Origin of the sequence: Sphingomonas qomolangmaensis, assembly GCF_024496245.1 — a bacterium.
In the GTDB taxonomy this organism is placed as follows: Bacteria; Pseudomonadota; Alphaproteobacteria; order Sphingomonadales; family Sphingomonadaceae; genus Sphingomonas; species Sphingomonas qomolangmaensis.
In genome coordinates, this window is record NZ_CP101740.1 from 3,104,605 (window position 1) to 3,127,566 (window position 22,962).

The 22,962-nt window shown below is 60.7% G+C and carries 19 protein-coding genes and 3 pseudogenes; 18 read left to right on the forward strand and 4 right to left on the reverse strand.

The window, feature by feature from the left end:
* Positions 1-440: 440 nt before the first annotated feature.
* Positions 441-1,976, reverse strand: a complete 1,536-nt coding sequence (locus NMP03_RS14665) for a glycoside hydrolase family 16 protein (protein ID WP_256506220.1) — start codon at positions 1,974-1,976, stop codon at positions 441-443.
* 244 nt (positions 1,977-2,220) lie between these two features.
* On the opposite strand from NMP03_RS14665, the pseudogene NMP03_RS14670 reads away from it, so the two are divergent.
* The 14 genes and pseudogenes from NMP03_RS14670 to NMP03_RS14735 form a co-directional block, all read left to right on the forward strand.
* A pseudogene (locus NMP03_RS14670) lies at positions 2,221-2,719 on the forward strand (transposase); the annotation flags it as partial.
* Between the two features lie 181 nt (positions 2,720-2,900).
* Positions 2,901-4,926: pseudogene (locus NMP03_RS14675) on the forward strand (conjugal transfer protein TraG).
* Positions 4,927-4,929: 3 nt separating this feature from the next.
* Positions 4,930-5,331, forward strand: coding sequence for a CopG family transcriptional regulator (locus NMP03_RS14680; RefSeq protein WP_256506221.1), 402 nt, complete (start codon positions 4,930-4,932; stop codon positions 5,329-5,331).
* A pseudogene (gene trbB / locus NMP03_RS14685) lies at positions 5,328-6,299 on the forward strand (P-type conjugative transfer ATPase TrbB); the annotation flags it as partial. The gene NMP03_RS14680 and the pseudogene trbB, both read left to right, overlap by 4 nt.
* Before the next feature lie 135 nt (positions 6,300-6,434).
* Positions 6,435-6,665 (forward strand): TrbC/VirB2 family protein, encoded by a 231-nt coding sequence (locus NMP03_RS14690; protein WP_256508142.1) that lies wholly within the window; start codon positions 6,435-6,437, stop codon positions 6,663-6,665.
* Complete coding sequence (locus NMP03_RS14695; protein ID WP_256506222.1) at positions 6,662-6,943, forward strand: VirB3 family type IV secretion system protein; 282 nt, start codon at positions 6,662-6,664, stop codon at positions 6,941-6,943. The genes NMP03_RS14690 and NMP03_RS14695 overlap by 4 nt, the downstream gene beginning before the upstream one ends.
* A complete protein-coding gene (gene trbE / locus NMP03_RS14700; protein ID WP_256506224.1) occupies positions 6,937-9,396 on the forward strand; it encodes a conjugal transfer protein TrbE in 2,460 nt (819 codons plus the stop codon). The genes NMP03_RS14695 and trbE overlap by 7 nt, the downstream gene beginning before the upstream one ends.
* Before the next feature lie 5 nt (positions 9,397-9,401).
* Positions 9,402-10,163, forward strand: coding sequence for a P-type conjugative transfer protein TrbJ (gene trbJ / locus NMP03_RS14705; RefSeq protein ID WP_256506225.1), 762 nt, complete (start codon positions 9,402-9,404; stop codon positions 10,161-10,163).
* Positions 10,164-10,280: 117 nt separating this feature from the next.
* Positions 10,281-11,582, forward strand: a complete 1,302-nt coding sequence (gene trbL / locus NMP03_RS14710; protein WP_256506226.1) for a P-type conjugative transfer protein TrbL — start codon at positions 10,281-10,283, stop codon at positions 11,580-11,582.
* Between the two features lie 5 nt (positions 11,583-11,587).
* Positions 11,588-12,397, forward strand: a complete 810-nt coding sequence (trbF, locus tag NMP03_RS14715) for a conjugal transfer protein TrbF (protein WP_256506227.1) — start codon at positions 11,588-11,590, stop codon at positions 12,395-12,397.
* Entirely contained in the window at positions 12,394-13,329 is a 936-nt protein-coding gene (gene trbG / locus NMP03_RS14720; RefSeq protein WP_256506229.1) for a P-type conjugative transfer protein TrbG, read from the forward strand. Before trbF ends, trbG begins: the two co-directional genes overlap by 4 nt.
* On the forward strand, positions 13,326-14,558 hold the full coding sequence (locus tag NMP03_RS14725; RefSeq protein ID WP_256506231.1) for a TrbI/VirB10 family protein: 1,233 nt from the start codon (positions 13,326-13,328) through the stop codon (positions 14,556-14,558). Before trbG ends, NMP03_RS14725 begins: the two co-directional genes overlap by 4 nt.
* A 58-nt stretch (positions 14,559-14,616) precedes the next feature.
* Positions 14,617-14,790, forward strand: a complete 174-nt coding sequence (locus NMP03_RS14730) for a DUF2274 domain-containing protein (RefSeq protein ID WP_256506232.1) — start codon at positions 14,617-14,619, stop codon at positions 14,788-14,790.
* A 1,235-nt stretch (positions 14,791-16,025) separates the two neighbouring features.
* On the forward strand, positions 16,026-17,315 hold the full coding sequence (locus NMP03_RS14735; protein WP_256506233.1) for a glycoside hydrolase family 16 protein: 1,290 nt from the start codon (positions 16,026-16,028) through the stop codon (positions 17,313-17,315).
* 302 nt (positions 17,316-17,617) lie between these two features.
* On the opposite strand, the gene tnpB is transcribed toward NMP03_RS14735, so the two are convergent.
* Both tnpB and tnpA read right to left on the reverse strand, forming a co-directional pair.
* Complete coding sequence (gene tnpB, locus NMP03_RS16235) at positions 17,618-17,860, reverse strand: IS66 family insertion sequence element accessory protein TnpB (protein ID WP_406697880.1); 243 nt, start codon at positions 17,858-17,860, stop codon at positions 17,618-17,620.
* A complete protein-coding gene (gene tnpA, locus NMP03_RS14740; RefSeq protein WP_256506234.1) occupies positions 17,761-18,099 on the reverse strand; it encodes an IS66-like element accessory protein TnpA in 339 nt (112 codons plus the stop codon). The genes tnpB and tnpA overlap by 100 nt, the downstream gene beginning before the upstream one ends.
* Positions 18,100-18,219: 120 nt before the next feature.
* Between tnpA and NMP03_RS14745 the strand changes: the two genes are divergently transcribed.
* Genes NMP03_RS14745 through NMP03_RS14755 form a run of 3 tightly spaced genes read left to right on the forward strand, consistent with a single transcriptional unit; the run spans position 18,220 to position 20,381 of the window.
* Entirely contained in the window at positions 18,220-18,468 is a 249-nt protein-coding gene (locus NMP03_RS14745; protein WP_256506235.1) for a hypothetical protein, read from the forward strand.
* Positions 18,469-18,483: 15 nt separating this feature from the next.
* Positions 18,484-19,269, forward strand: a complete 786-nt coding sequence (locus NMP03_RS14750; protein ID WP_256506236.1) for a hypothetical protein — start codon at positions 18,484-18,486, stop codon at positions 19,267-19,269.
* Between the two features lie 56 nt (positions 19,270-19,325).
* The gene (locus NMP03_RS14755; RefSeq protein WP_256506237.1) at positions 19,326-20,381 is read left to right on the forward strand and encodes a glycosyltransferase; all 1,056 of its coding nucleotides are present in this window, start codon (positions 19,326-19,328) and stop codon (positions 20,379-20,381) included.
* 382 nt (positions 20,382-20,763) lie between these two features.
* Here NMP03_RS14755 and NMP03_RS14760 read toward each other — a convergent pair whose 3' ends face one another.
* On the reverse strand, positions 20,764-21,012 hold the full coding sequence (locus NMP03_RS14760; RefSeq protein ID WP_256506238.1) for a hypothetical protein: 249 nt from the start codon (positions 21,010-21,012) through the stop codon (positions 20,764-20,766).
* Positions 21,013-21,393: 381 nt separating this feature from the next.
* Between NMP03_RS14760 and NMP03_RS14765 the strand changes: the two genes are divergently transcribed.
* Entirely contained in the window at positions 21,394-22,668 is a 1,275-nt protein-coding gene (locus tag NMP03_RS14765; protein ID WP_256506240.1) for a Gfo/Idh/MocA family protein, read from the forward strand.
* The last annotated feature ends 294 nt before the right edge of the window (positions 22,669-22,962 follow it).

Sequence of the window (22,962 nt, forward strand, 5' to 3'; positions counted from 1 at the left end):
AAATGCTTAATGGCTGCTTGGCAACCGCGATGAGGACGCTGACTGCGCAGGGAGGCTCTGCAGTAAGGGCATCCAGCCCGCATTCTAGCCTAAATACCGCTTCGAGCCCGTCAGGTACGACCAGCGCCACTAGTGGCGCTGCAGCGTATCGATATCATGTTCAGGCGCTTGAAGGGCTGGGTAGCCTTGCCACCCGCTATGGCCGGTATCGGACAATAATCCTTTCAGCCGTTGCCCTCACCCTAGCAAAGTCACCTAACCTCACCGCAGCTGACCAGGCAGGCAGAGGTCGGCTGCTGCCTCGATACGCGGGCAGTTTGGAAAACTTAGAAGCCGAGTGCGTCGCGATTATTTTGCTCGTGGTCGTCGACTCGGTCGGAAATCGGCTACGCCCCTGATGATAGGATGCGTAGCCGTATCCGATCCGTCTAGTCCATCCGCTATTGACGCCAGACTTTGAAGCTTCGGACGACCATGTCTCCCGATCCGGCCTGATAGGCAGTGTTGGTCTTCACTGCGACATTCATCAAGGGATAGAACTCAGCATTAAACTTGTTTGTTGCTTGAAAGACCTCGACGCCGTCGATGAACCAAGTAATGTAATCTGGCTGGATGTCTACGGCGAAGCTATGAAAATCAGTGGTGAGGGTCGGTGCGATACCATAAGTACTAACGACATTCTCGCTATACCCACGGGCATAGTTGCGCTTGCCACTGGGACCGCCATGGATCGTTCCGCTTGCCATTTGCACGGGGTCGAACGAATTGTTGTAATTGAACCCTTCATAAACGTCGATTTCCGGTGGCCAACCCTTGGTACTGACCAGCCACAAGGCAGGCCACGATCCACGCCGATCCGGCATCTTTGCCTGCCATTCAATCTGGCCGTGGCGAATATGCGTTTCGGGGTTCTTGGCGCCGGTCAGTATGGCAGAGCCGTACATGTAGGTACCCTTGCCGGTGCCGTTGCCCAGACCGGCATAGTAGATCGGGCTGGACAGCCGCTGACTGCGGATGACGAGCTGACCGTTTTCTATCCGGAACGGTGCGTCGGCCGTCGGGTGCAGCTGGGGATCGAGATACAGGCCCGTCTCGGCATTGGCCGGCTGCGCCCGCCCGTGGGGAAGCTTGGTTTCCCAGACGCCTGCCCCGCCTGCATTCGACCAACGCATCTGCGACATATCCAGATTATAGCTAGGCGCGCGTCCCGTCTTAAATGTACGCGGCGCACGACCGCTCCACGTGATGGCGGTATTCTTCGCCCCCTTTGCAGCAGTGATATTTACGCTACTAGTACCGCGACTCGCACCCGACGGCACCGATGGGACGTATGCGACAAAATGTCCGCCTTCCTTCGCCTTCGTAATTGGAATGGTGACGGTCTGTTCGAGCGGATCGCCGGGCCGGAAGATTAATGTCTTTGTTGTGGCGACGTAATTGCCGCCGGAGTACATGTAGTTTGGTCCACTTCCGTTCTTGGTTTTGATCCGTGCAATGACGGTCGTTGGCGGTGGCGAAGTCAAATAGACCCGGACATGTACCTGCTTTGCCGCCGGGTCGAACGTTGCTGCATCCATCTTCATAGTTGGTGCTGCCGCGTACGTGTAATCTTGGGGGGCCGCTGAAAGCGAGGCGGTTGAAAGCGAGGCGGTCGGGCTTCCCGGGGCAACCGTCGTCGGGTCGGACGTCGGGACATCCGGCCCGCCGGCGTTGGATGCCGCTAGCATTGGGCGCACCGTCTCCACGAGCGTTGGCGTATCGTCGTTGATCGCCGTCGAAGGTTCGTCGACGATTGGCGTGCTGTCGGGGCCGGGATCGGCCTCGATTGCACTAATACTGTCGCTTCCCAACGCTGCCGCCGGAACTATAACAGAGCCACTCATCGCGGCCGCGTTGCTGTCCCCTCCTTCGCAACCTGATACCAGCACGAGCACGAGCAATGAGGTCGTCGATACGGCAATCGAGCGCAATTTCATGACGGTCAGTCTCCAAGCGTTGTTTGCCTAAACCGCTTCTAACCATGGAGTCTTGCGCTACAGGAAAGGTGCAGAGTTAATGTACTTTTACTTTTAACTCCGGCCGAAGGGGAGCACGCCCGATTTACAATTTGGTAACAAATATGGCACCGCCCCTTGTGACTGATATCTATGAGTTCCGCTTTGGGTCAGCCCATCGTTGCTAGGGGCGAGATCAGATTCAGGCTCCGCGACGAACTTTGGGATAAGCGATTTGTATTGCCTGACAGACGGCGAAATGGCGCGTCCGCAGCCATACTTTCCCCAGAGCCACGGAGGGCGTCGGGTCAACGACCGATTTGTGTTGAGCAAGATCGTCTAATTTCATCGTAACGGCGGGCGTTGGCGTGATGCGCCACAAAAATACGGGCTGTACGAAACGCTGTATAACCGGTGGGAGCGCTGGGGCGAAAAGGGCGTATTTGCGCGCATGCTGGAGGGGGTGGCTGCGGCAAATGTCGAACTTCAGACCATAATCGGTGCGACCTACCCGGCGGCACATCGCACGCCCTCGAGCTGCGCCCTAAAAGGAACGTTGTTAGGCTGATTGGCCCTACTTAGGGGGCGCCATGAATACCAAGTTTAATGCCGTTGTTGTTGCCGATGCGGACGGCCGCCCCTTGAGCTTCTTCGTCACCGCCAGGCAGCTCAGCAAATATATCGGCACGGCAGCGCTACGGCGCGACAGGCCAAAGGCGCGCTGGCGGGTGGTCAATTGCGGCAAGGGGCAGGGGCAATGGCCATGCCGTCACTTGCTAGACCAAGATATCGAAACTGGCGCAATTCGGCGTATTTTCGCGTAACAGCCTAATTTTATTTTCTGCGCGCAGCGGGGATCCTGTTCCAGCCCGATCAATCGCCGATTGGGCATGGAAAGCAGCCACCATGACGCCCACCAAGTTGCTCATCGGGCAGATTCTGATTGTCTTCGCCATCATGATCGGCGGGGTATGGGCGGCGACCCAATGGGCAGCAGCCATGCTTGCCTACCAGCCCGAACTTGGCACGCCTTTGGCGATTATTGGTGGCTTGCCTGTCTATCGCCCATGGTCGCTGTTTGGATGGTGGTATCATTTCGGCGCCTATGCCGAACCAGTATTCGACAAGGCAGGCAGCTTGGCCAGCGCCAGCGGCTTTCTTGGCTGCGCCGCGGCAGTCGCTGGGTCGCTGTGGCGCGCGCGCCAGTCTAGCGATGTCACGACCTATGGGTCGGCGCGCTGGGCGAACGCGCGCGAGATCAAGGCTGCCGGCCTCTTCCGCGACGCCGGGGTGCTGCTTGGCAGTCTTGGTGGGCGCTATCTGCGGCACGACGGCGCTGAGCATGTCATGGCATTCGCGCCGACCCGCTCGGGCAAAGGCGTTGGCTTGGTCGTCCCAACGCTGCTGTCGTGGACCGGGTCGACCATCGTTCACGACATCAAGGGGGAGAACTGGAACCTGACCGCCGGATGGCGATCTCGCTTCTCGCATTGCCTGTTATTCAATCCGACTGACCCGCGATCGGCGCGCTACAATCCGCTGCTCGAGGTGCGCCGCGGCGCCAATGAAGTGCGCGATGTCCAGAACATCGCCGACATTCTGGTCGATCCAGAGGGCGCGCTCGAGCGGCGCAACCACTGGGAGAAGACCAGCCATTCATTGCTGGTGGGCGCGATCTTGCATGTTCTTTACGCCGAGGAAGACAAGACGCTTGCGCGCGTTGCCACCTTCCTGTCCGATCCCCAGCGCAGCTTTCTTGCAACGCTCACGCAGATGATGTCGACCAACCATCTTGGCGACGACGACCATCCGCGCGTTCACCCCGTCGTAGCCTCTGCCGCTCGCGAACTGTTCAACAAAAGCGAGAACGAGCGTTCGGGCGTGCTGTCGACAGCAATGTCGTTCCTTGGCCTCTACCGTGACCCGACCGTCGCGCTGGTGACTTCGCGCTGTGACTGGCGGATCGCCGACCTTATTGAGGGCGAGCGTCCCAGCTCGCTGTACCTCGTCATCCCGCCGTCGGACATCAGCCGCACCAAACCGCTCGTGCGGCTCGTGCTGAACCAGATTGGGCGCCGGCTAACTGAGCGGCTCGACCAGCCTACCGGCGGCCCGCGCCGGCATCCACTGCTGATGATGCTCGATGAATTCCCGGCCCTTGGCCGTCTCGACTTCTTCGAGACCAGCCTCGCCTTCATGGCCGGCTACGGCATCCGCGCTTTCCTGATCGCACAGAGCCTCCAACCAGATCGAAAAGGCCTATGGCGAACATAATTCGATCCTCGACAATTGCCACGTCCGCGTTGCGTTCGCGACCAACGATGAACGCACCGCCAAGCGCATCTCCGACGCACTCGGCACCGCGACCCAGCAGCGCTCGATGCGCAACTACGCCGGGCACCGTCTCGCACCCTGGCTCGCGCATGTTATGGTCAGTCGGCAGGAGACCGCGCGCGCGCTGCTGACCCCTGGCGAAGTGATGCAATTGCCCGCGACTGACGAGCTTGTCCTCATCTCCGGGGTCGCGCCGATCCGCGCGCGAAAGCTGCGCTATTTTGTCGACGCGAACTTCACCGCCCGTGTCTCGCCCGCGCCGACCCTTGCCGACGGCGACTATGCCGACTGCCCCGGGCTGCGGCCGAACAACTGGGACAAGGAGCCACGCTGCATCGACACACGTCTTGCCAGCGCGCCAGACACCGACCCCGTGCAAAACGATGGCGGCATGCAGCAGCAACGGCATCCCGGCATCGCCGAGGAGGCCGGGACCAAGCGTCTCGAGCAGGCCGACGCCCAGTTGCAACCGGTCGATGATGATGGCGACGGCGCTGCGGAAAAGCGTGCAATGGATCAATCACGCGGGCTGACCGCGGTCGCGCGTGGCTATGCCCTCAACGAAAGCAGCGGGCGCGACCTGCTGCCGGGCGGTTGAGCGATGAAGGCTCACCAAAACCTCGACGTCAACCGCGCAATCGCTGACGCGCTTGAGGCGATCGGATCGGATCCCGGCGCCAGCAAGAGGCGCCCGGGCAACTACGCGCTCGCCCCCGGGCTCGCCCGGCGTGCGACAAATGAAATCGGCTACCTTTGTGAAGGGTGGCTGGACTGCATATCGCGCGCGGTGGCGACGATCCGCCGGGACGGCGAGCTCCTGCGCGACGGCTTGTCGCAGTTCGTCCTCTTCCAGCTTACCGTCACCCCGCTGCCCGAGGGGAACAAGGCAGCGCTGGCGATCGAACTTGATCGATTCGCGGCGTCTGTCGGCCAAGGTCCTCGCAAGCTCGCCAGCGGCAAATCAACGCCTGGCGAGGCGACTGACATGGACGCGCGGTCATGACCTACGCAATTGCCAGGGTCTCCGACGAGCGCCGCCGCGCGATGCTACGCACCGCGATGGGCCCAACCATCGCTGCCGCGCTTGCCGATCCACTCGTCACCGAGGTGATGATCAATCCCGACGGGGTGCTTCGGCTTGACCGGTTGGGCGCGGGGCGCATCGATACCCAGGTCCGCTACGATGCTGCGCAGGTCGAGCGTATCATTCGTCTGGTCGCCAGCCACAGCCGCACCGAAGTCCATGCCGCGGCGCCGATCGTCTCGGCTGAACTACCGCCGCACGGGGAGGGGGCGGGCGAACGATTCGAAGGCGTCCTGCCACCCGTCAGCCTCACGCCGTGCTTCTCGATCCGAAAACCCGCGACGCGGCGCTACACATTGACTGATTACGTCGGCGACGGACTCATGTCGGCCGACAGCGCGCAGCTGCTGTCGCGCGCCGTCGTCGATCGCCGCAACATCCTGATCGCCGGCGGTACCAGCTCGGGCAAGACCACGCTCGCCAACGCTCTTTTGGCCGAAATGGCGCAGCTCGATGAGCGCGTCATCCTCATCGAGGATACCCGCGAGCTTCAATCGCCTGCGCCCGATACCGTTGCGCTGCGTACCCGCGCTGGGGCCGTGACGATGGCCGATCTCGTGCGCTCGACGCTCCGCCTTCGTCCCGACCGGATCATCGTTGGCGAAGTCCGCGGGCCCGAAGCGCTCGACATGCTCAAGGCGTGGAACACCGGCCATCCCGGCGGCATCGCCACGGTTCATGCCAATAGCGCAGCCTCGGCACTCTATCGAATCGAACAGCTGGTCCAGGAAGCGGTGGTCACCGTACCCCGCCGGCTGATCGCCGAGGCGATCGACATGATCGTCTTCATCGCCGGCCGCGGCACCGCGCGCCGGATCGAGACCGTCGCTCGCGTCGCCGGGCTCGACCCCGACGGCAATTATGCCGTCATCGACCTCATCCCCCCCCCCCGTTCTCACCCCAGAAGGAGACTGACCATGCATGTCGTTCATCGCCCATCGCGCGGCTCGTCGGAGCTCATCGCTGCGGACTTCGGCCTCTCGCTCACATTGTCAGCGCAGGCGCTGGCGGCCGGCTCGGGCATGCGATGGGAGGAACCGCTCCAGCAGGTGCTCGAATCGGTCCAGGGACCGGTCGCAAAAATCGTCGCGGTGATGATCATTATCACTACCGGGCTGACGCTCGCCTTCGGCGAGACAGCGGGCGGTTTTCGCAAGCTCATCCAGATCGTATTCGGCCTGTCGATCGCGTTCGCCGCCTCGTCCTTCTTTCTCAGCTTCTTCAGCTTCGGCAGCGGGGCGCTGATCGCATGACCAGCCCTTATGCCGGCTCGACCCCGCAGCCGGGGTTCGAGGCACCGATCTACGCCAGCCTTGGGTCGCCGATCCTGCTGGGCGGCGCGCCGCGCGGTATCGCGATCATAAACGGGACGATCGCCGCCGCGGTGGGGTTGGGGCTTCAGCAATGGCTGATCGGCCTGGTCCTGTGGGCAGCAGGGCACAGCGTTGCGGTTTTCGCGGCGCGGCACGACCCCGACTTCGCCCCCGTCCTGCTGCGCCATCTGCGCCAAAAAGGCTATTGGGGATGCTGAACCTTGCCGAATATCGCGACCGTGCCGATCGCATCGCAGATCATCTGCCTTGGGCAGCTTTGGTCGCACCCGGCGTCGTGCTGAATAAGGACGGCAGCTTCTTGTCAGTCCTGGCGTTTCGTGGGCCCGATCTAGAAAGTGCCACCGAGGCCGAATTGCTATCGGCCTGCGCGCGCACCAATAACGTGCTCAAGCGGTTCGGCAGCGGCTGGGCGCTCTTTTTCGAAGCCGAACGGCGCGAGGCTATCGGCTATCCAGCGAGCAGCTTCCCAGATGCGGCATCCTGGCTGGTCGAGCAGGAACGCCGAGCCGGGTTCGAGGATGCCGGCCAACACTTCGAGAGCCGCTACCATCTAACGCTGACCTGGTTGCCGCCCGCCGACAGCAGCGAAGCGGCCGGACGGTCGCTGATCGAGCGGTCCCCTGACAGCACCAACGGTCGCGATTGGCGCGGTGCGCTCGGATCTTTCATTGCCGAGACAGCGCGCGTGCTCGATCTGTTCGCTGGCTTCATGTCCGAAATGCGCCTGCTTGGTTCGGCCGAGCTGCTGACGTTCCTGCACGCGGCGGTCTCAACCCGTTGCCATGCTGTAGCCGTGCCCGAAACGCCGATCTATCTCGACGGCCTGCTCGCCGACACACCGCTGACCGGCGGGCTCGAGCCGATGCTTGGCGACAAGCATTTGCGCACGCTGACGATTCTTGGCTTTCCGGTGCTGAGCCGGCCCGGCATCCTCGATGCGCTCAACACCAGCGACTTCGGGTATCGCTGGGTTACCCGCTTTATCGCGCTCGACAAGTCCGATGCGACCCGCGAATTGACCCGTGTCCGGCGGCAATGGTTCAACAAGCGCAAGTCGATCACCGCGCTGCTGCGCGAGGTGATGTACAACCAGCCGACGCAGCTGCTGGACAGCGACGCCGACAACAAGGTCGTCGATGCCGACGCAGCGTTGCAGGCGCTGGGCGGGGATTACGTTGCGTTCGGGTATCTGACCGCCACGATCACCGTCACCGACACCGATCGCGTCCGGGTCGAAGAAAAGGTTCGCGCAATCGAGCGGATCATCAACGGATTAGGCTTCACCGCGAAGCGCGAAGGCATCAACGCGGTTGAAGCGTGGCTGTCCTCACTGCCAGGACATGCCTATGCCAATGTTCGCACGCCGCTCGTCCATACGCTCAACCTCGCGCATTTGATGCCGCTGTCGTCGGTTTGGGCAGGGCCGGCTGAAAACCAGCATCTCGGCGGCCCGCCGTTGCTCTACGCGCAGACCGGCGGCACCACTCCGTTCAGGCTTTCCACGCATGTCGGCGATGTCGGTCATATGCTCGTCGTCGGTCCGACGGGGGCGGGCAAGTCGGTGTTGCTGGCGCTGATCGCCCTGCAATTTCGCCGCTATGCGGGCTCGCAGGTCTATATCTTCGACAAGGGATTCTCCGCGCGCGCGGCGGTGCTTGCAATGGGCGGCGCGCACCACGCGATCGGCTCTGGCGACGATGCTGGGTCTGAAGGAGCAGGGCTCGCCTTCCAGCCGCTGCGCAATATCGACCGCGCCGAAGAACGCAGCTGGGCCGCCGATTGGATTGCCGCTCTGCTCGCACAGGAGAAGGTGATCGTCACTCCCGAGGTCAAGGATGCGATCTGGTCCGCGCTTGGATCGCTGGCTTCGGCACCGCTCGAAGAACGGACAATCACCGGTCTCGCCTTGCTGCTCCAGTCGAACGCGCTGCGAACCGCGCTGACTGCATACACGCTCGAGGGCCCTTATGGCCGTCTGCTCGACGCCGCAGAACCGGGGCTGTCATTCGCCGATGTGCAATGCTTCGAAACCGAGGCGCTGATGGGCCAGGCGAGTATCGTCGCGCCGGTCCTGAGGTATCTGTTTCACCGCCTCGAAGCGCGGTTCGGCGGGCGTCCGACGCTGCTGATCCTCGACGAGGCCTGGATTTTTCTCGACCACCCGCTGTTCGCGGCACGCATCCGCGAATGGCTGAAAACCCTCCGCAAGAAAAACGTTGCAGTGCTGTTCGCGACACAAAGCCTAGCCGACATTGCTGACAGCAGCATTGCCCCCGCGATCATCGAAAGCTGCCCGCAGCGGATCCTGCTGCCCAATGATCGGGCGATCGAACCGCAGTCGCGCAGCGCCTATGTGCGGTTCGGGCTCAACGACCGGCAAATCGAACTTGTCGCCCACGCCACCCCCAAGCGGCATTATTATCTGCAATCGGCACGCGGCAATAGGCTGTTCGAGCTTGGCCTGGGACCGATCACGCTCGCCTTGTGCGGCGCGTCGCATCCCGCCTTGCAGGCCCGGATCGATACCCTGCTTGCCGAGCATGGCGGATGCCAGTTCGCAGCCCGGTTCCTGATCGACGCCGGCCTTGATTGGGCCGCTGCGCTGCTCGCCGACTTTCCCACCGAACCCCGCCCGCTCGAACAGGAGTAAGTGCCATGCCGTCGCGTCCTTATGCCCATCACCGATCGCTTGCCCGCAGCGCGATCATCGCTTCGCTCGGCGTCGCCTGTGTCGCCTCGCTTGGTATGGCGCTGCATAGCTCGCCTGCATCGGCGCAAATCGCGGTCTATGATCCATCCAACTTCTCGCAAAATGTACTGACAGCCGCCCGGACGCTGCAGCAGGTCAACAATCAGATCCGCTCGCTGCAGAACGAAGCGACGTCGCTGATCAATCAGGCCAGGAACCTGAGCAAGATCAGTTTCCCCGAACTTCAGGCGATAACCCGCACTTTGCGCGAGATCGATCAGCTGATGGGGCAGGCACAAGCCATCGAGTTCCAGGTTGCCTCGACCGAACGGCAATTTCGCAGCCTGTTTCCAAACGGCGCCGGACCGCTACTGACCGGTCGTGCGCAGATGGCGGCGGCACAGGCGCGCATGGATGCCTCGGTCGCGGCATTCCGCCAGACGATGACGGTCCAGTCGCAGATTGCCCAAACCGTCCAGGTCGATGCCGAGACGCTGTCGGGCATCGTCGCGCGCAGCCAGGGTGCCGAGGGAGCGCTCCAGGTTGGACAGGCGACCAATCAGTTGCTCGCGCTGACCGCCAAGCAGCAGTTTCAGATCCAGCAGCTGATGGCAGCGCAATACCGCGCCGAGGCCATTGAGCAGGCGCGGCGGGCGCAGGCGCAAGCCGATGCCCACGCCGCCACCACCAGGTTTCTCGGTTCCGGCTCGGCCTACACCCCCCGGTAGGTCGGGTCGGAAACTGGCGGTGCGGGGACAGCTCGGCCCCGCCATCGCCGCCGCGGGGTGCCTTGCCGCTCCCCTTCGAGGTGCCCCGCGGCCCCTTGTCTTGGATCACCCGATGCCATGAACGATCTCAACGTCATCGACCGCTTCCTGCAGGCCTTTATCCGCTACATCGACAGCGGGTTCGGGCTGCTTGGGCCCGACGTCGGCTTTCTGACCGCGACGTTGATCGGCATCGATATCACGCTCGCCGGGCTGTTCTGGGCGATGGGCGGCGAACAGGACGTGATCGGCCGCTTCATCAAGAAGGTCCTTTATGTCGGCGCGTTCGCCTTCATTCTCAATCGCTTCTCGGTGCTTGCCGACCTCATCTTTCGGTCATTCGCCGCGGCGGGTCTCACCGCGGGCGGAGATACCATGTCAGCGGACGATCTGCTCAAGCCTGGGCGGCTCGCCGCTACCGGCTTCTCGGCGGCCTGGCCGCTGCTCGATCAGGTGTCGAAACTGACCGGCTTTACGACCTTCTTCGACAATTTTCTGACGATCGCGGTGCTGCTGTTTGCCTGGAGCCTGGTGATCCTCGCCTTCTTCATTCTCGCGGTGCAGATGTTCGTCACGATCATCGAGTTCAAGCTGACGACGCTCGCAGGCTTCGTCCTCGTGCCGTTCGCGCTTTGGAACAGGACCAGTTTCCTTGCCGAACGGGTGCTGGGCAACGTCGTCACTTCGGGCATCAAGGTAATGGTGCTCGCCGTCATCGTTGGCATCGGCTCAAACTTCTTCGCCGAATTTAGCAGTGCGTTGCAGGGGCGCGAGCCCGATATCGCCCAAGCATTGAGCTTGGTCTTGGCTTCGCTTACCCTTTTTGGCCTGGGTATTTTCGGCCCCGGCGTCGCTTCGGGGCTGGTGGCTGGCGCCCCCCAGCTTGGAGCAGGCGCTGCGCTCGGCACCGCAGTCGGCGCCGCCGGCGTTACCGCGCTGGCAGGCGGGGCGACCGTTGGCGCAGCCACCGCGGTCGGCGGTACCGCCCTGGGCGCGGTCCGCGCCGGTACGGCGATGGGTTCAGCAGCGTCGGCATCTTATCAGCTTGGCCAGTCAGCCGCCGGCTCATCGACCATCGGCGCCGGTCTGGGCGGTGTCGCCCGCGCAGCGGGTAACGCCGTTCGCCAGAAAGCGACAAGTGCGCTGAACCTGTCGCAAGCCGCGCAGTCTGGTCGCGACGCGGCATCGCGTGCGTTCGATGGCGGCCAAATATCGCAGCAGGCAACTGGAAGTACCGATAGCTCGCCGCCGCTATGGGCGCAGTCTTTGCGCCGCCAGCAGGATGCTCGCCACCACCGCCAGGTCGCCTTGCAGACGCTGAAAGAAGGCGACCGCGGTGGCGCGTCCGCCACCCCTGACATCAAGCAAGAGGATGATTGATCGCCATGCGCACCCGAATCTTCAAGCGAAGCGTCCAGCGTTATGGGCGCACCCCCGAACCTTCGACGCCGTACCAGCGCGCCGGCCAGCTTTGGGACGAGCGGATGGGCGCTGCCCGCGTTCAAGCTCGCAACTGGCGACTGATGGCGTTCGGCGGTTTGGCTCTCTCAAGCGGCATGGCCAGCGCGCTGATCTGGCAGTCGCTGCAGAGCCGGGTCACGCCCTATGTCGTCGAGGTCGACCGGCTTGGCGAAGCGCGCGCGGTGACGAAGGCCGAGGCGGGCTATCACGCTACCGATCCGCAGATCGCCTGGCATCTGGCCAAGTTCGTCGATAATATCCGCTCGGTGTCGCTCGATCCGGTGCTGATGCGCCGGGGGTGGCTTGCCGCATATGACTTTGCGACCCCTCGCGGCGCGCAGATGCTCGGCGACTATGCCCGTAGCGCGAAGCCGTTTGCCGGTATCGGCGAACGCGCGGTATCGGTCCAGGTCACCAGCGTCGTGCGAGCATCGGATACCTCGTTCCAGGTCAAGTGGACCGAGACAGCCTATGCGCGTGGCAGCCTGACCGGCACATCGAATTGGACCGGTATCCTGACCATCGTGACCCGTCCGCCGACCTCGGCTGACACCCTTCGCCGGAACCCGCTCGGCATCTACGTCGATGCGATCGATTGGAGCCGCGAACTCGATCCGCCCCCGCCGGCTAAGCAAACGACGTCACCTGCGCCGCCGCCCGACGTGCCGCTTGGATCACCCCTTGATCCGCCCCCTGTTGCATCCCGCGCCCTTCGAACGGAGACCCAGCCATGAACTGTCTGTTTGTCATGCCGGCATGGTCGGTCGCGGCCGTTTTGACCGTCGCCGCCGCGCCGCCGCAGCGTGTGGTCACCAACGCTACAGCGCCGCGCGCAGCCGTATCGGAGCCACTCAAAAGGGTTTCGTCACGCCGGGACCCAGCCGCAACACGCGCCGCTAACGCGCGTCCGGTGACTGCCGTCGCGTCTGCTAATCGGACCGCAACGATCGAGCCGGCTGCGCAAGGCTTCGTCAATGCGGTCCAGGTCTTTCCCTATGCCGCGGGTCTCGTGTTCCAGGTTTATACCGCGCCCGGTCACGTCACCGACATTGCCTTGCAACCAGGAGAAGCGCTGGTGTCGGTAGCAAGCGGTGACACCGTGCGATGGGTGATCGGCGACACCACCAGCGGCGCAGGTGCCGACAGGCGCACCCATATTCTGGTCAAACCCTTTGCCGCGGGCTTGGCAACCAACCTGGTCATCACCACCGACCGCCGCAGCTACCATCTGGCGCTGGCAAGTACCGCCAAAACTGCAATGGCGGCGTTATCCTGGTCCTATCCGGACGATGCGCTTATCGCGCTCAAGCGCGTGCATACAGAAGCCGCTGTGCGAGCGCCAACCACGACCGGGGTCGAACTCGAGCAGCTGCATTTCGGTTATGCGATCGCCGGGGACAAGCCGGCCTGGCGGCCGTTGAGGGTGTTCGACGACGGGCGTCAGACCTTCATCGAATTTCCAGCGTCGCTGGCGGGCGGCGAGGCACCACCGTTGTTCCTTGTCGATCGCAAGGGCGAAGCGCAGTTAGTCAACTACCGGCTCAAGGGGCGGTTTTATATCGTCGATCGCCTGTTCGATGCGGCTGAGCTGCGTCTCGGTACCCAGCATCAGGATGTTGTCCGGATCAGCCGGATACAAACCAACGCCAATCGGAGGGGGGCATGACCGATCAAGCTCAGCCTGTACCCGAGACGGGCGATGGGCCAGTGCCGAAGGTTGACCCTGAAACACTTGTCTTGCGTGGCAGGCCAACACGGGTGGTCCGGTTCAAGCGCGGCGCTGTCATTTCGCTGGCCGCGCTGATGTCGGTAAGCATCGCTACAACTGCCTGGCGCGCGCTGAAGCCAGCGCCCGGGCCGACTGTCGATCTGTCGCAAGAGCGCGGTGCGCCCGGCAAAGTGGCGACCGATGCGCTGAATGGACTGCCGACGAGCTATGACGACGCCCCCAAGCTCGGGCCGCCACTTCCAGGTGATCTTGGTGGGCCAATCCTCGAATATCACCGCAAGCAGCTGGCGATTGGGGGCGAGCTACCCGTTGTCGAATCTGCCGCCGATCAGGCGGCGGCCGCGGCGCGCGAAGCCCAAATCTCCGAACTGAAGGCGGCACGCGAGTCGCCTTTGCTCGTCAAGTCTACGACATCGTCGAGCGACGCCGGCGGCCTCGAGGATCTACCCCCCGTCATGCCGCAATTCTCGGCGGATGCCGGCCGACCTTTGCTCGACCCCGACCGCGATCCCAATGCGCAGGGGCGCAAGATGGACTTTGCAAATGCACACGATAGCGGCGACACTGCTAACCCCCATGCACTTGTCGCGCCGATCTCACCGTTCACCTTGTCGGCAGGAAGCGTGATTGCCGCAAGTCTGATCACCGGCTTACGTTCGGAATTGCCGGGCCTGGTGACAGCGCAGGTCACTGAGCATGTCTACGACAGCGTAACCGGACGGATATTGCTCATCCCCCAGGGCGCTCGCCTCATAGGGCGCTACGATAGCGTAGTCGCGTTTGGTCAGCGCCGTGCCTTGGTCGTGTGGCAGCGCATTGTACTTCCCGATGGAAGCTCGCTTGCGCTCGATAACGTGACGGCCACCGATCCGTCGGGCTATGCTGGCCTGGCCGACAAAGTCGATTTCCATAGCTGGACGCTGCTAAAGGGGGTCGCCGTGTCGACCATGCTCGGCGTCGGATCGAACCTGACCTTCGGCAATGAAAGTGATCTGGTCCAAGCGATTCGACAATCGGCGCAGCAAAACGCCTCGCGCGCGGGCGACCAGCTTACGTCGCGTAACCTCAACGTCCAGCCGACGATCACGGTAAGGCCAGGGGCGAGTGTTCGCTTGGTGGTCCACAAGGATCTTATCCTCGCGCCGTGGCGCGGCGTCGGAGAGTGACAGGGCAGATCTGAAGCTCGCAAGGCTACCGGATAGGACACCGGTCAAGCTTTCGGTCATGATAACACCCGACTTACACACTGACCTGCAAGCCTATGCGGCAATCTATGCCGAGGCCTACGGCGTTCAGGAGTCGATCGCCGAACTCGTCCCCGCGATGCTGACGTCATTTTTAGAAAGCGACCGACGTTTAGCGCGGGACCGCCTCGCGCGGAAGGGGAAGCAGAAATGATCGAGCGGGCATGGGAGCAAAACATCAAGCCGCTGATGGTTGCACACTTCGACCGCTGTGCGGATGAACGAGCTTAGCCAATCGCGTATTTGGGAGATGATAGAGTCCGGCGATCTGAACATTCTTAAGGCCGGACGCGCTACGCTCAATCAATTTGGCACCTGAGGGCATTCACTTCGCCAGCCAGGACGGCGCACGCCTGATACCAAGCGCGGACACATATACCCTGCAGGTATGGGTAAACCTACGCCCTGCACCTTATCGTTGTTCATTGTCTCGGGTGCGTGCTTGGAGGTCCCGCTTTCGATTTGCTGGCCTTGGGTTTGCAAGGGTCGACGTTGGGATGCGTTATAAGGCAGAGCAACTTTCATAGCGCCCATGGTATCGAGCGGCGCACCTAGATGAACCAAGTGTGTGATGACTTCGGCTTGGTAAATCTAAAAGACTGCGAATAGGCGGTGCGCGACCTGCTAGCGTCACATTCATTCCGATGAAAAGCCTGGACCGCTGAGGAGTCCCTGCCGCAAGGTTGATGGATGCAACCAACGCTGCGGCAGCTTTCGAGGCCAGCAGGACGCGATTGCTAAAAGCAACTGCGCACGCCAAGGTTACGCTGGTGCCAGATTCCGCTTATGCTAGACAAATGCAGGCGCTTATGTATCGGGTCAACGTCGTGATGGCCACAGGTTATAAAATTTCAATAATAAGCTGCGGCACTAACGTGGCCGCGGCGCACGCAGATGATGCATATTCGACAAGCGGCTCTACATCATGAAGAACCATAGCTAATATTGAGGATGCAACGGGCGCAGACATGGGCTGGTCTATTTCCTTGCCGGACATTTTGGTTTGAGTGCCACCATCAGTGGTGCTCATACGGGAAATAATTCTGAAGGCGTTAGCGAGAGATATAATTGTTTGCGGTGCAGTCAACCACATACATGCGAACCCGATTGAGTTCGATCCCGAGATTTTAGGCCCGGCCAAAACATACAGTATCGATGCAACGGGCAGCGCAGAAAGCGACATAGATAGCTAAATATTGAATGGAGCTCGGCTAACCGGCGCAGGCCGCATCGCGATGCCAATATTTAATCCGTAGGGATTTGCCGGGCAGGTCTAGGTTCGGTACTGACACCTATTAAGCTTGTCGGGGGTAACTGCCTTCGTTTTTCGGCTAAGGGTTCCGCCGAGATCACCCGTATCAGCGGCGTTCGTATCACGGAGATAACGGCATGATCCGACTTTTTATGACTAGCGCCGCCCTCCTTGCGGCAGCGATCGCCAGCGCGCAGACCGTGCCCGGCGAGAAGGCTAAGGCGGCGCTGCTCACGCTATCGGCCTACGTGGAAGACGCTGCCCCACCCGCATTCGAGCCGGTCGCCGACACATACAAGGGCGGCACCACATACCCCGCCGCGGCCAAGGTGTCGCTGGAATCGTTCGAAGTGCCGGTCGGTGCGAATACGATCTATGTAACGGTTAACCTCGACGGCGAAACGGCGAACACCGTGATCGCCTCTGTACGGGTCTTCAACGGCGATAAGGGCCGAGCATCACCCGATACGACTAAGTCGGTGTTCTTCCGGCCCGGCGATCCGCTGCGGCAGACGGTGAGCTTCGAGGTATCCGGCATGGTTGAGGGCGCGAACGTCAAGATCAGCCAGACCAGCGTGCCGGATGGCGGCACCCGCATCAATGGCGATCAGCTTGCGACCGCTCGCGCCGGGGCGATCAACGTGGCGCTGCCGACTGGTCGCGCACCGATGCAGTTCGCGCCGATCGGCAATCTGGCCTACGAAGCCACCGGCGCGACAATCAAGTTCGACGACAAGGGCGGGCTTGGCACCTGGACGACAGCGCTGGCGCACGGTCGCACGCAAGTCGGCAATGGCGAAAGCGGCTATTATGGTACGGTTGCGATGGGCGGGCTTGAGCGCCGCGGTGATGTGCTCGCGATCAAGAGTGGCAAGCTGACCGCGCCGGTGCGCGACGGCTTAGTGCAATATGCGCACCGCGGTCAGGTTCTGACCGGCCAGCGCGCACCTGAAATGCAGTTCCGCTACGGCACAATCGAGTGGGAAGCGATCATGCCCGACCGCAAGGACTCGTGGCCTGCGCTGTGGCTTCTGCCGACGACTGGCTGGCCCCCCGAGATCGATGTGTACGAAGGGTTCGGTTATAACGGCAGCTGGCGGTTCCCTTCGAGCCTGTCGAGCAACCTGCACGGCGGGAAGAACAATCAGCGGACGTTTACCCGCCCGGCCGATCGGCAGACCATGGCGACGCACGGGCTCAAGCCGACGCTGACAACCGAGTTCCATAAGTTCGCCACCGTCGTCGAGCCCAATTGGATCACAATGTACGTAGATGGCGTCGAGACGATCCGGTACGCCAATCCGTTCGCCGGCGTGCTCTGGTACCCACTGATGAACGTCGCGGTGAAGGCGAGCCCCACCTCGCCCTATGCTGACGGCAGCGGCGAAATGCTGGTGCGGTCGGTGCGTATCTGGAAGGCGCAGTAATGCGGGCATCCAGGATCCACTACGACGGCGGCTTGCCGGGCGTCCGCGCAGCAACCATCGTGCGGCATCTTCCTCGTTTCATAGCGGCCACCAGCAGGCATTCCAATAATGCCATCGGTTGCAACCACTGCGCCCGGCCGTAAGCTTGCAGCCCGATCGCCGGCCGATCAGGGAATAGCCTCGTCCCTTCTTCGCGATCAGCGCATCGATGTCGCTGGCATTCAGTTCGCGCTGGGCATGGCATCGATCACAGGAGACCTTTACCCGCTTGCCAGAGCCGTCGGCGATCTTTTTAGCGCGGCCTACGCTTCCTTCCCGATCGGATCGCCGGCAGGTGGGTCGCGCTTCAGCCCTTGCTGTACCTGGAGCGCCAGACCGAACATCCCGCGGCGCATATCGGTGCAGCCGGTAGCAAGCCAGATCCTGACGTCGCTGCGGACCGGGATCATCGCCGCAACGACCGGATCACCGCCGTCACCAGCCCGGGCGGAGCGTCGGCCGCTATCCGTAGGACCGCCCCGCCGACCTCCAACACCACAGCGCATCCCGCCGCCGCCGCCGGTTCAGGCTCGCAACTGACAGTCACCGCCGAGAAGGCTTGTGACACTGGCTCGGAAAGATCGCGCCGCCACCGGTATAGCTGGCTCGGTCGCAAGTCCGCACGTCGAGCGACCTCCGCCACGCTCGCCCCCGGCTCGCAAGCCGCCGCCACAAGCGCGCGCTTCTGCTCGTCCGTCCAAACCCGGCGTCGGTCCAAACCCGAGATCACCGTCACCTGACTCATCGCACCACCGCTAACACCAGTGCAAACACCGTCGCTTGCACCAGTGCTACGTCAGCCGATCACCCGCCCACAGCAAGGCGGTCTCCACCGCAGGCTTACGATGAAACGATCGCTCGCCTGATGGAAGAGTCAGAAATCGTTGTCACCAAGACTTCCGTCACGGTAGGAACGGGTGAAAGGATTGTGGCGGCCCTCGCGCGGGTGCTCGCCGAGCGTCAGCGACGACTTCGATTCCAGCATCCTCTCCAATCCCGAATGCCTAAAAGAGAGTTCGGTGGTTTCAGATTATCCGACGCCGATCGCATCATCGTCAGTTCCCGCGCCGCGCAGGTGATCATTCAGATGCGAAAACTCTATGCCCCCGGTTAATTGCAACCACAAAAGATGATCGCGATGTATGTTTGCAGCGCCGAGTTCACCAAGTATGTCGCTAAATGCATGCTGGGCTCGCGCATCAGCTTCATGAACGAGATGGCAAATCTGGCCGAACTGCTGGATGCCGATATCGAGCAGGTTCGCCGTGGCGTCGACAGCGATCCGCGCAACGGCCACCATTTCATTGATTCGGGCATCGGCTACGGCGGCTCGTGTTTTCCGAAGGACGTCTCCGCAATGATTCACGCGGCGATGAAGATCGGCTACGATCCGCTGATGCTGCATGCTGTCGAACCGCGCAACCGCCCCGAAGTCCGTGCTGGCCAACCAGGTGCGGAGCCCATCCGGCAGCGATCTGGCCGACGTGCGGTTCTCTCTGTGGGGGCTCGCCGTAAAAGCCAATACCGACGGCATGCGCTAGGCATCCTCCCTTGTCATCATGGCGCTCTTGTGGGAGGCGGGGGCCATCATTCAGGCTTTCGATTCCGAGGCGATGAAGCAGTGTCAGGATATTCACGGTTACCGAAGCGATCTCGTCTTTTGTGGTACCAAGGAAGCGGTCCTTCGCAGTGCCGACGCGCTACTGATTGCGACCGAGCGGAAAAACTTCCAGGCGCCGATCTGATCCGCGACACGCTGTCCACGCCGCTAATCTTTGGCGGCCGCAATGTCTATCATCCAGCCATCGTCGCCTGTTACGCGATCCGGTATCACTCGATCGGTCGACCCGTAGCTGGCAACTTCACCAAGAGGGCCGCGAACGCCGAAAGTCCGCTCCAAGCTTCGGCAGTGTAATAGGGTCGGCTCCTTCCGAAACATCGCCCTGAATAACGTCGTAGAAAGTTTGTTGCATGAAAATTCTGTTTGCAGGCGGTAATGGCTATCTCCCTGAATTCAACGGGGGCGTGCAGTCGAGCACTGACCATCTGGTTCGGCAATGCATTGCCCGCGGTCATGAGACGGCGGTTTTGGCCGCACTTTTCGGCGACGGGTTGCGGGGATTCAAAGCGCGCTTAAAGCTGAAGCTTGGCCGGGCGCCTGTCGCTATCGACCGAGATCTCGGCTACCCGGTGATGCGGGCTTGGTTTCCCTGGGAGGTGGCCGGCTATGTGGCGAAGACCTTTCACCCGGACGTGGCCTTGGTTCAGTGCCACAAGGCCGTGAAGGTCGGGGCTGCGTTAGATGCAGCCGGCGTTCCCCTTGTCGTCTATCTCAGAAATGTTGAATTTGAAGAGCTGGCAGGAGACCCAAGAGATCTCACAACAGCAAAGTTTATCGCCAATTCCGAGTTCACGGCGGAAGCCTACAAGAAGGCCTTCGGGATCGATAGTGTCGTTATCCCGCCGACCATAGACAAGGCGAAGTACACGTACACGAAGACCGACGAATTCGTCAGTTTCATTAATCTGTATCCTGAAAAGGGATTTGAAACAGCATTGGCTGTTGCGCGAATATGCCCTAAGATTTCGTTTCTTTTTGTGGAAAGCTGGAAGCTCGATGGGGACCTGCTAAATCAAATTGAAAATTCGCTCGCCGCGCTACCCAACGTCACGTTCATGCGGCGAACCAACAACATGCGGGAGGTCTTTGGCCGGACGAAAATTCTTTTTGCTCCCAGTCAGTGGGAGGAGGCATGGGGCCGTGTCGCCTCGGAAGCCCATTGCAGTGGCATCCCGGTCGTCGGTTCAAACCGCGGCGGCTTACCAGAGGCCATCGGGCCCGGCGGCATCATTCTTCCGCATGACGCGCCGCCCGAAGAGTGGGCAGCTGCCATTCGATCGCTGTGGACCGATTCGACGGTCTACGCTTCTTTCTCGCGAGCTGCGGTGGAATATGCGGGGAGAGCTCAGTTGGACTCTGCTGCCCAGTTCGAGACGTTTATTGGCGTTCTCGAAGGCGCCAAGTAGTCGGCTGTCTGGCCTGCGTCGCCTTCAAAATCGGCATTTTGGGGAAGGGCGTTCGAATAGATCATCCAACCAGCCGCGATTGGCGATGATGGGGTTTAGGCGAAGTGCGAGAACTCCGACTTTGCGTCGTATGGATGCTCCGACATTGCATGTTCGGTTTGTGGTTTCGTCCGAGGTTTCATCGACCGTATGCTGGCTGAACGGAGCAAGGCCCGGACCCCGCCCGGTCGATGTCCGGATGCTCCGTCATTATCGCCCGCATCTTCTTTCTGGGTACGGTAGCAACCTTTCCGGGCGTGATCACCTGGATGCTATGGTTCATCTCGGCAAATAGCCTGATGTGGAAGTTGCAAGCATGGTCCGGCGTCAGGGCGGCCTAGAATTACCGCGTCCCGCCCGGGATTTTATTATAGCGAAACGCACAGCCTTCAAGAATAACCAACATTGGGCCAAGCTCCGCGCCTTCGCCAATCTGTCCCTGTCGAGCAATAAATTGCCGGTGCCGCGAAATGGAATCTCCAAGTGCCGTGATGCCGTCGCCGGTCAGCTCAACCACGCACCCGAACTTTGAAGTGAACGGATTCGTCATGCCACCTGCATGGTAATTCCTATCACGAATCATAATAAGCATCCTATTATCTATAGCTTATAGTATATTGCGACTTCGAAGATAAGCCTTGAAAGTTTTTGGATGCTGCCGCATCGGTGTATTGTCGGAAGCATTCCGGTGGGCGCGTTCCACCCGCATCTTCTCTTATCGATAGAAAGGAGATTGATGCGCTATCAACTGCAATCTGCTTTGATCTTTACTTTGGGTAGCCGAGGCTGAATCTCGAATGGCGAACGCCGCTACTCTACGCGATTATCGCCGGCATAAGAATGGCTCGCATGCACTGCCCATTATCGAGTGGCGGGCTGAAGTCGCGGCCGGGTTTTAAACGCAGCAGTTTCTCCATTATTGATCCAACGTGGTGCTGAAACGCAGTCTGGAATCGAATTAGCCTGATTTGGCTTGCAGGCAGCCTTCGAAAACGTCAGCCTGTTGCAAATGCAAAAAGGGAACGGCTTAATGAGGGTTGCGCTGATAGGGTGCGGTTATGTTGCTGATGCGTATATGAGATCGCTACGAGAGCACTCCGAATTAGAGATCATTGGCGCCACAGACCGAAATGCAGATCGTGCGCGGACCTTTTGTGCATATCACCATATACAGCATTTTCTGCACTTAGATGACATATTGAGTGACCACAGTATCGAGATGGTAATAAACCTTACTAATCCCGAAAGTCACTTTGGGATTAATGCCGCGGCCATGGGGGCCGGTAAACATGTATATTCCGAAAAGCCGATCGCGCTATGCAAAGAGGATGTGGCACAACTCTCTGTTATAGCCGAACAAAACAGCGTACTCTTTAGCTCGGCCCCATGCCATGTGATAAGTGAGAGCATAGATGTGCTAGTCGGAGCTGTCGATGCGGGCGTTATTGGTAAGCCGGTCCTTGCTTATGTTGCATACGAAGACGATATCATTGCTCCGAATAAACGACCTTGGGAGTGGCGATCAGAGTCAGGAGCACCATGGCCAGCTAAGAACGAGTTTGAGACCGGATGCACATATCAGCACGCTGGGTACTGCTTGACAATACTACATCGGTTATTCGGCCGTGCTACGGCAATTACCGCATTCTCTACGACGTTAGTTCCAGACAAGGGGGTATCCGTAGGTTCGATGGCTCCCGACTTCTCCGTTAGCTCCATTGAGTATCCTAATGGGCTGGTAGCTACCGTAACTATCGGACTGGTAGCGCCTGGGGATAGATCAATCGTCATAGTTGGGACAACGGGATCTCTAAGAATCACAAATATTAGAAATGACACTCAGAACGTTGACATCACTGTCAACGGCGGTCTGAGGGGATTAATCCGTCGGGTCGCGAGTCGACTTGATATCGACTTGGGTAATTTTGGTCGTTTCGTTGTTTATAAAAGAATAAAGTCAAAAAGATTCGGGCTGAGAAAATATCGGCAGAAAGTCGACTATCTATTGGGGCCAGTAGAATTGATTAAAGCGATATCGGAAACGAGACGCAGCATTCTCGGCCCAGAACTCGGGCAGCATATCGCAGAACTTTCGGAGGTTATGCAGCATCCAGAGCGCTTCGGAAATCGTCGCGTAGTTTTGGATCAAGAGAACTCACCGGTCGCAAGCTGCTCAATGGGCGCTGTAACTTTACCGACATCGCTATGCGTGAGTGTCGGATCGAAAAATGGCGCTTTGACATGCTGACGATTCATAAGCCGGCGCGTCAAGACGTGACGGTTCGCAACTACCTCGATCTGACGGATCTAACGCGCGGCGCGTTGAAGTATACGCGTCAGGTCTCTCAGCCTCGATGGCCTGCTGCTCCGGCAGCGCATGAATGAACATGTGCCGTTGCTCGAACGGTCTAGCGAAAGCAATTTGAACCCTGTTAGGGTCACATCTGATTGGTTCCGGCAGCGCACCAGTGACCCCAACGGCCCAGCAATCGACCACGCCGTGAAGATGGTCGAAGAACAGTGTGGCCATCAGTCTAGGAAA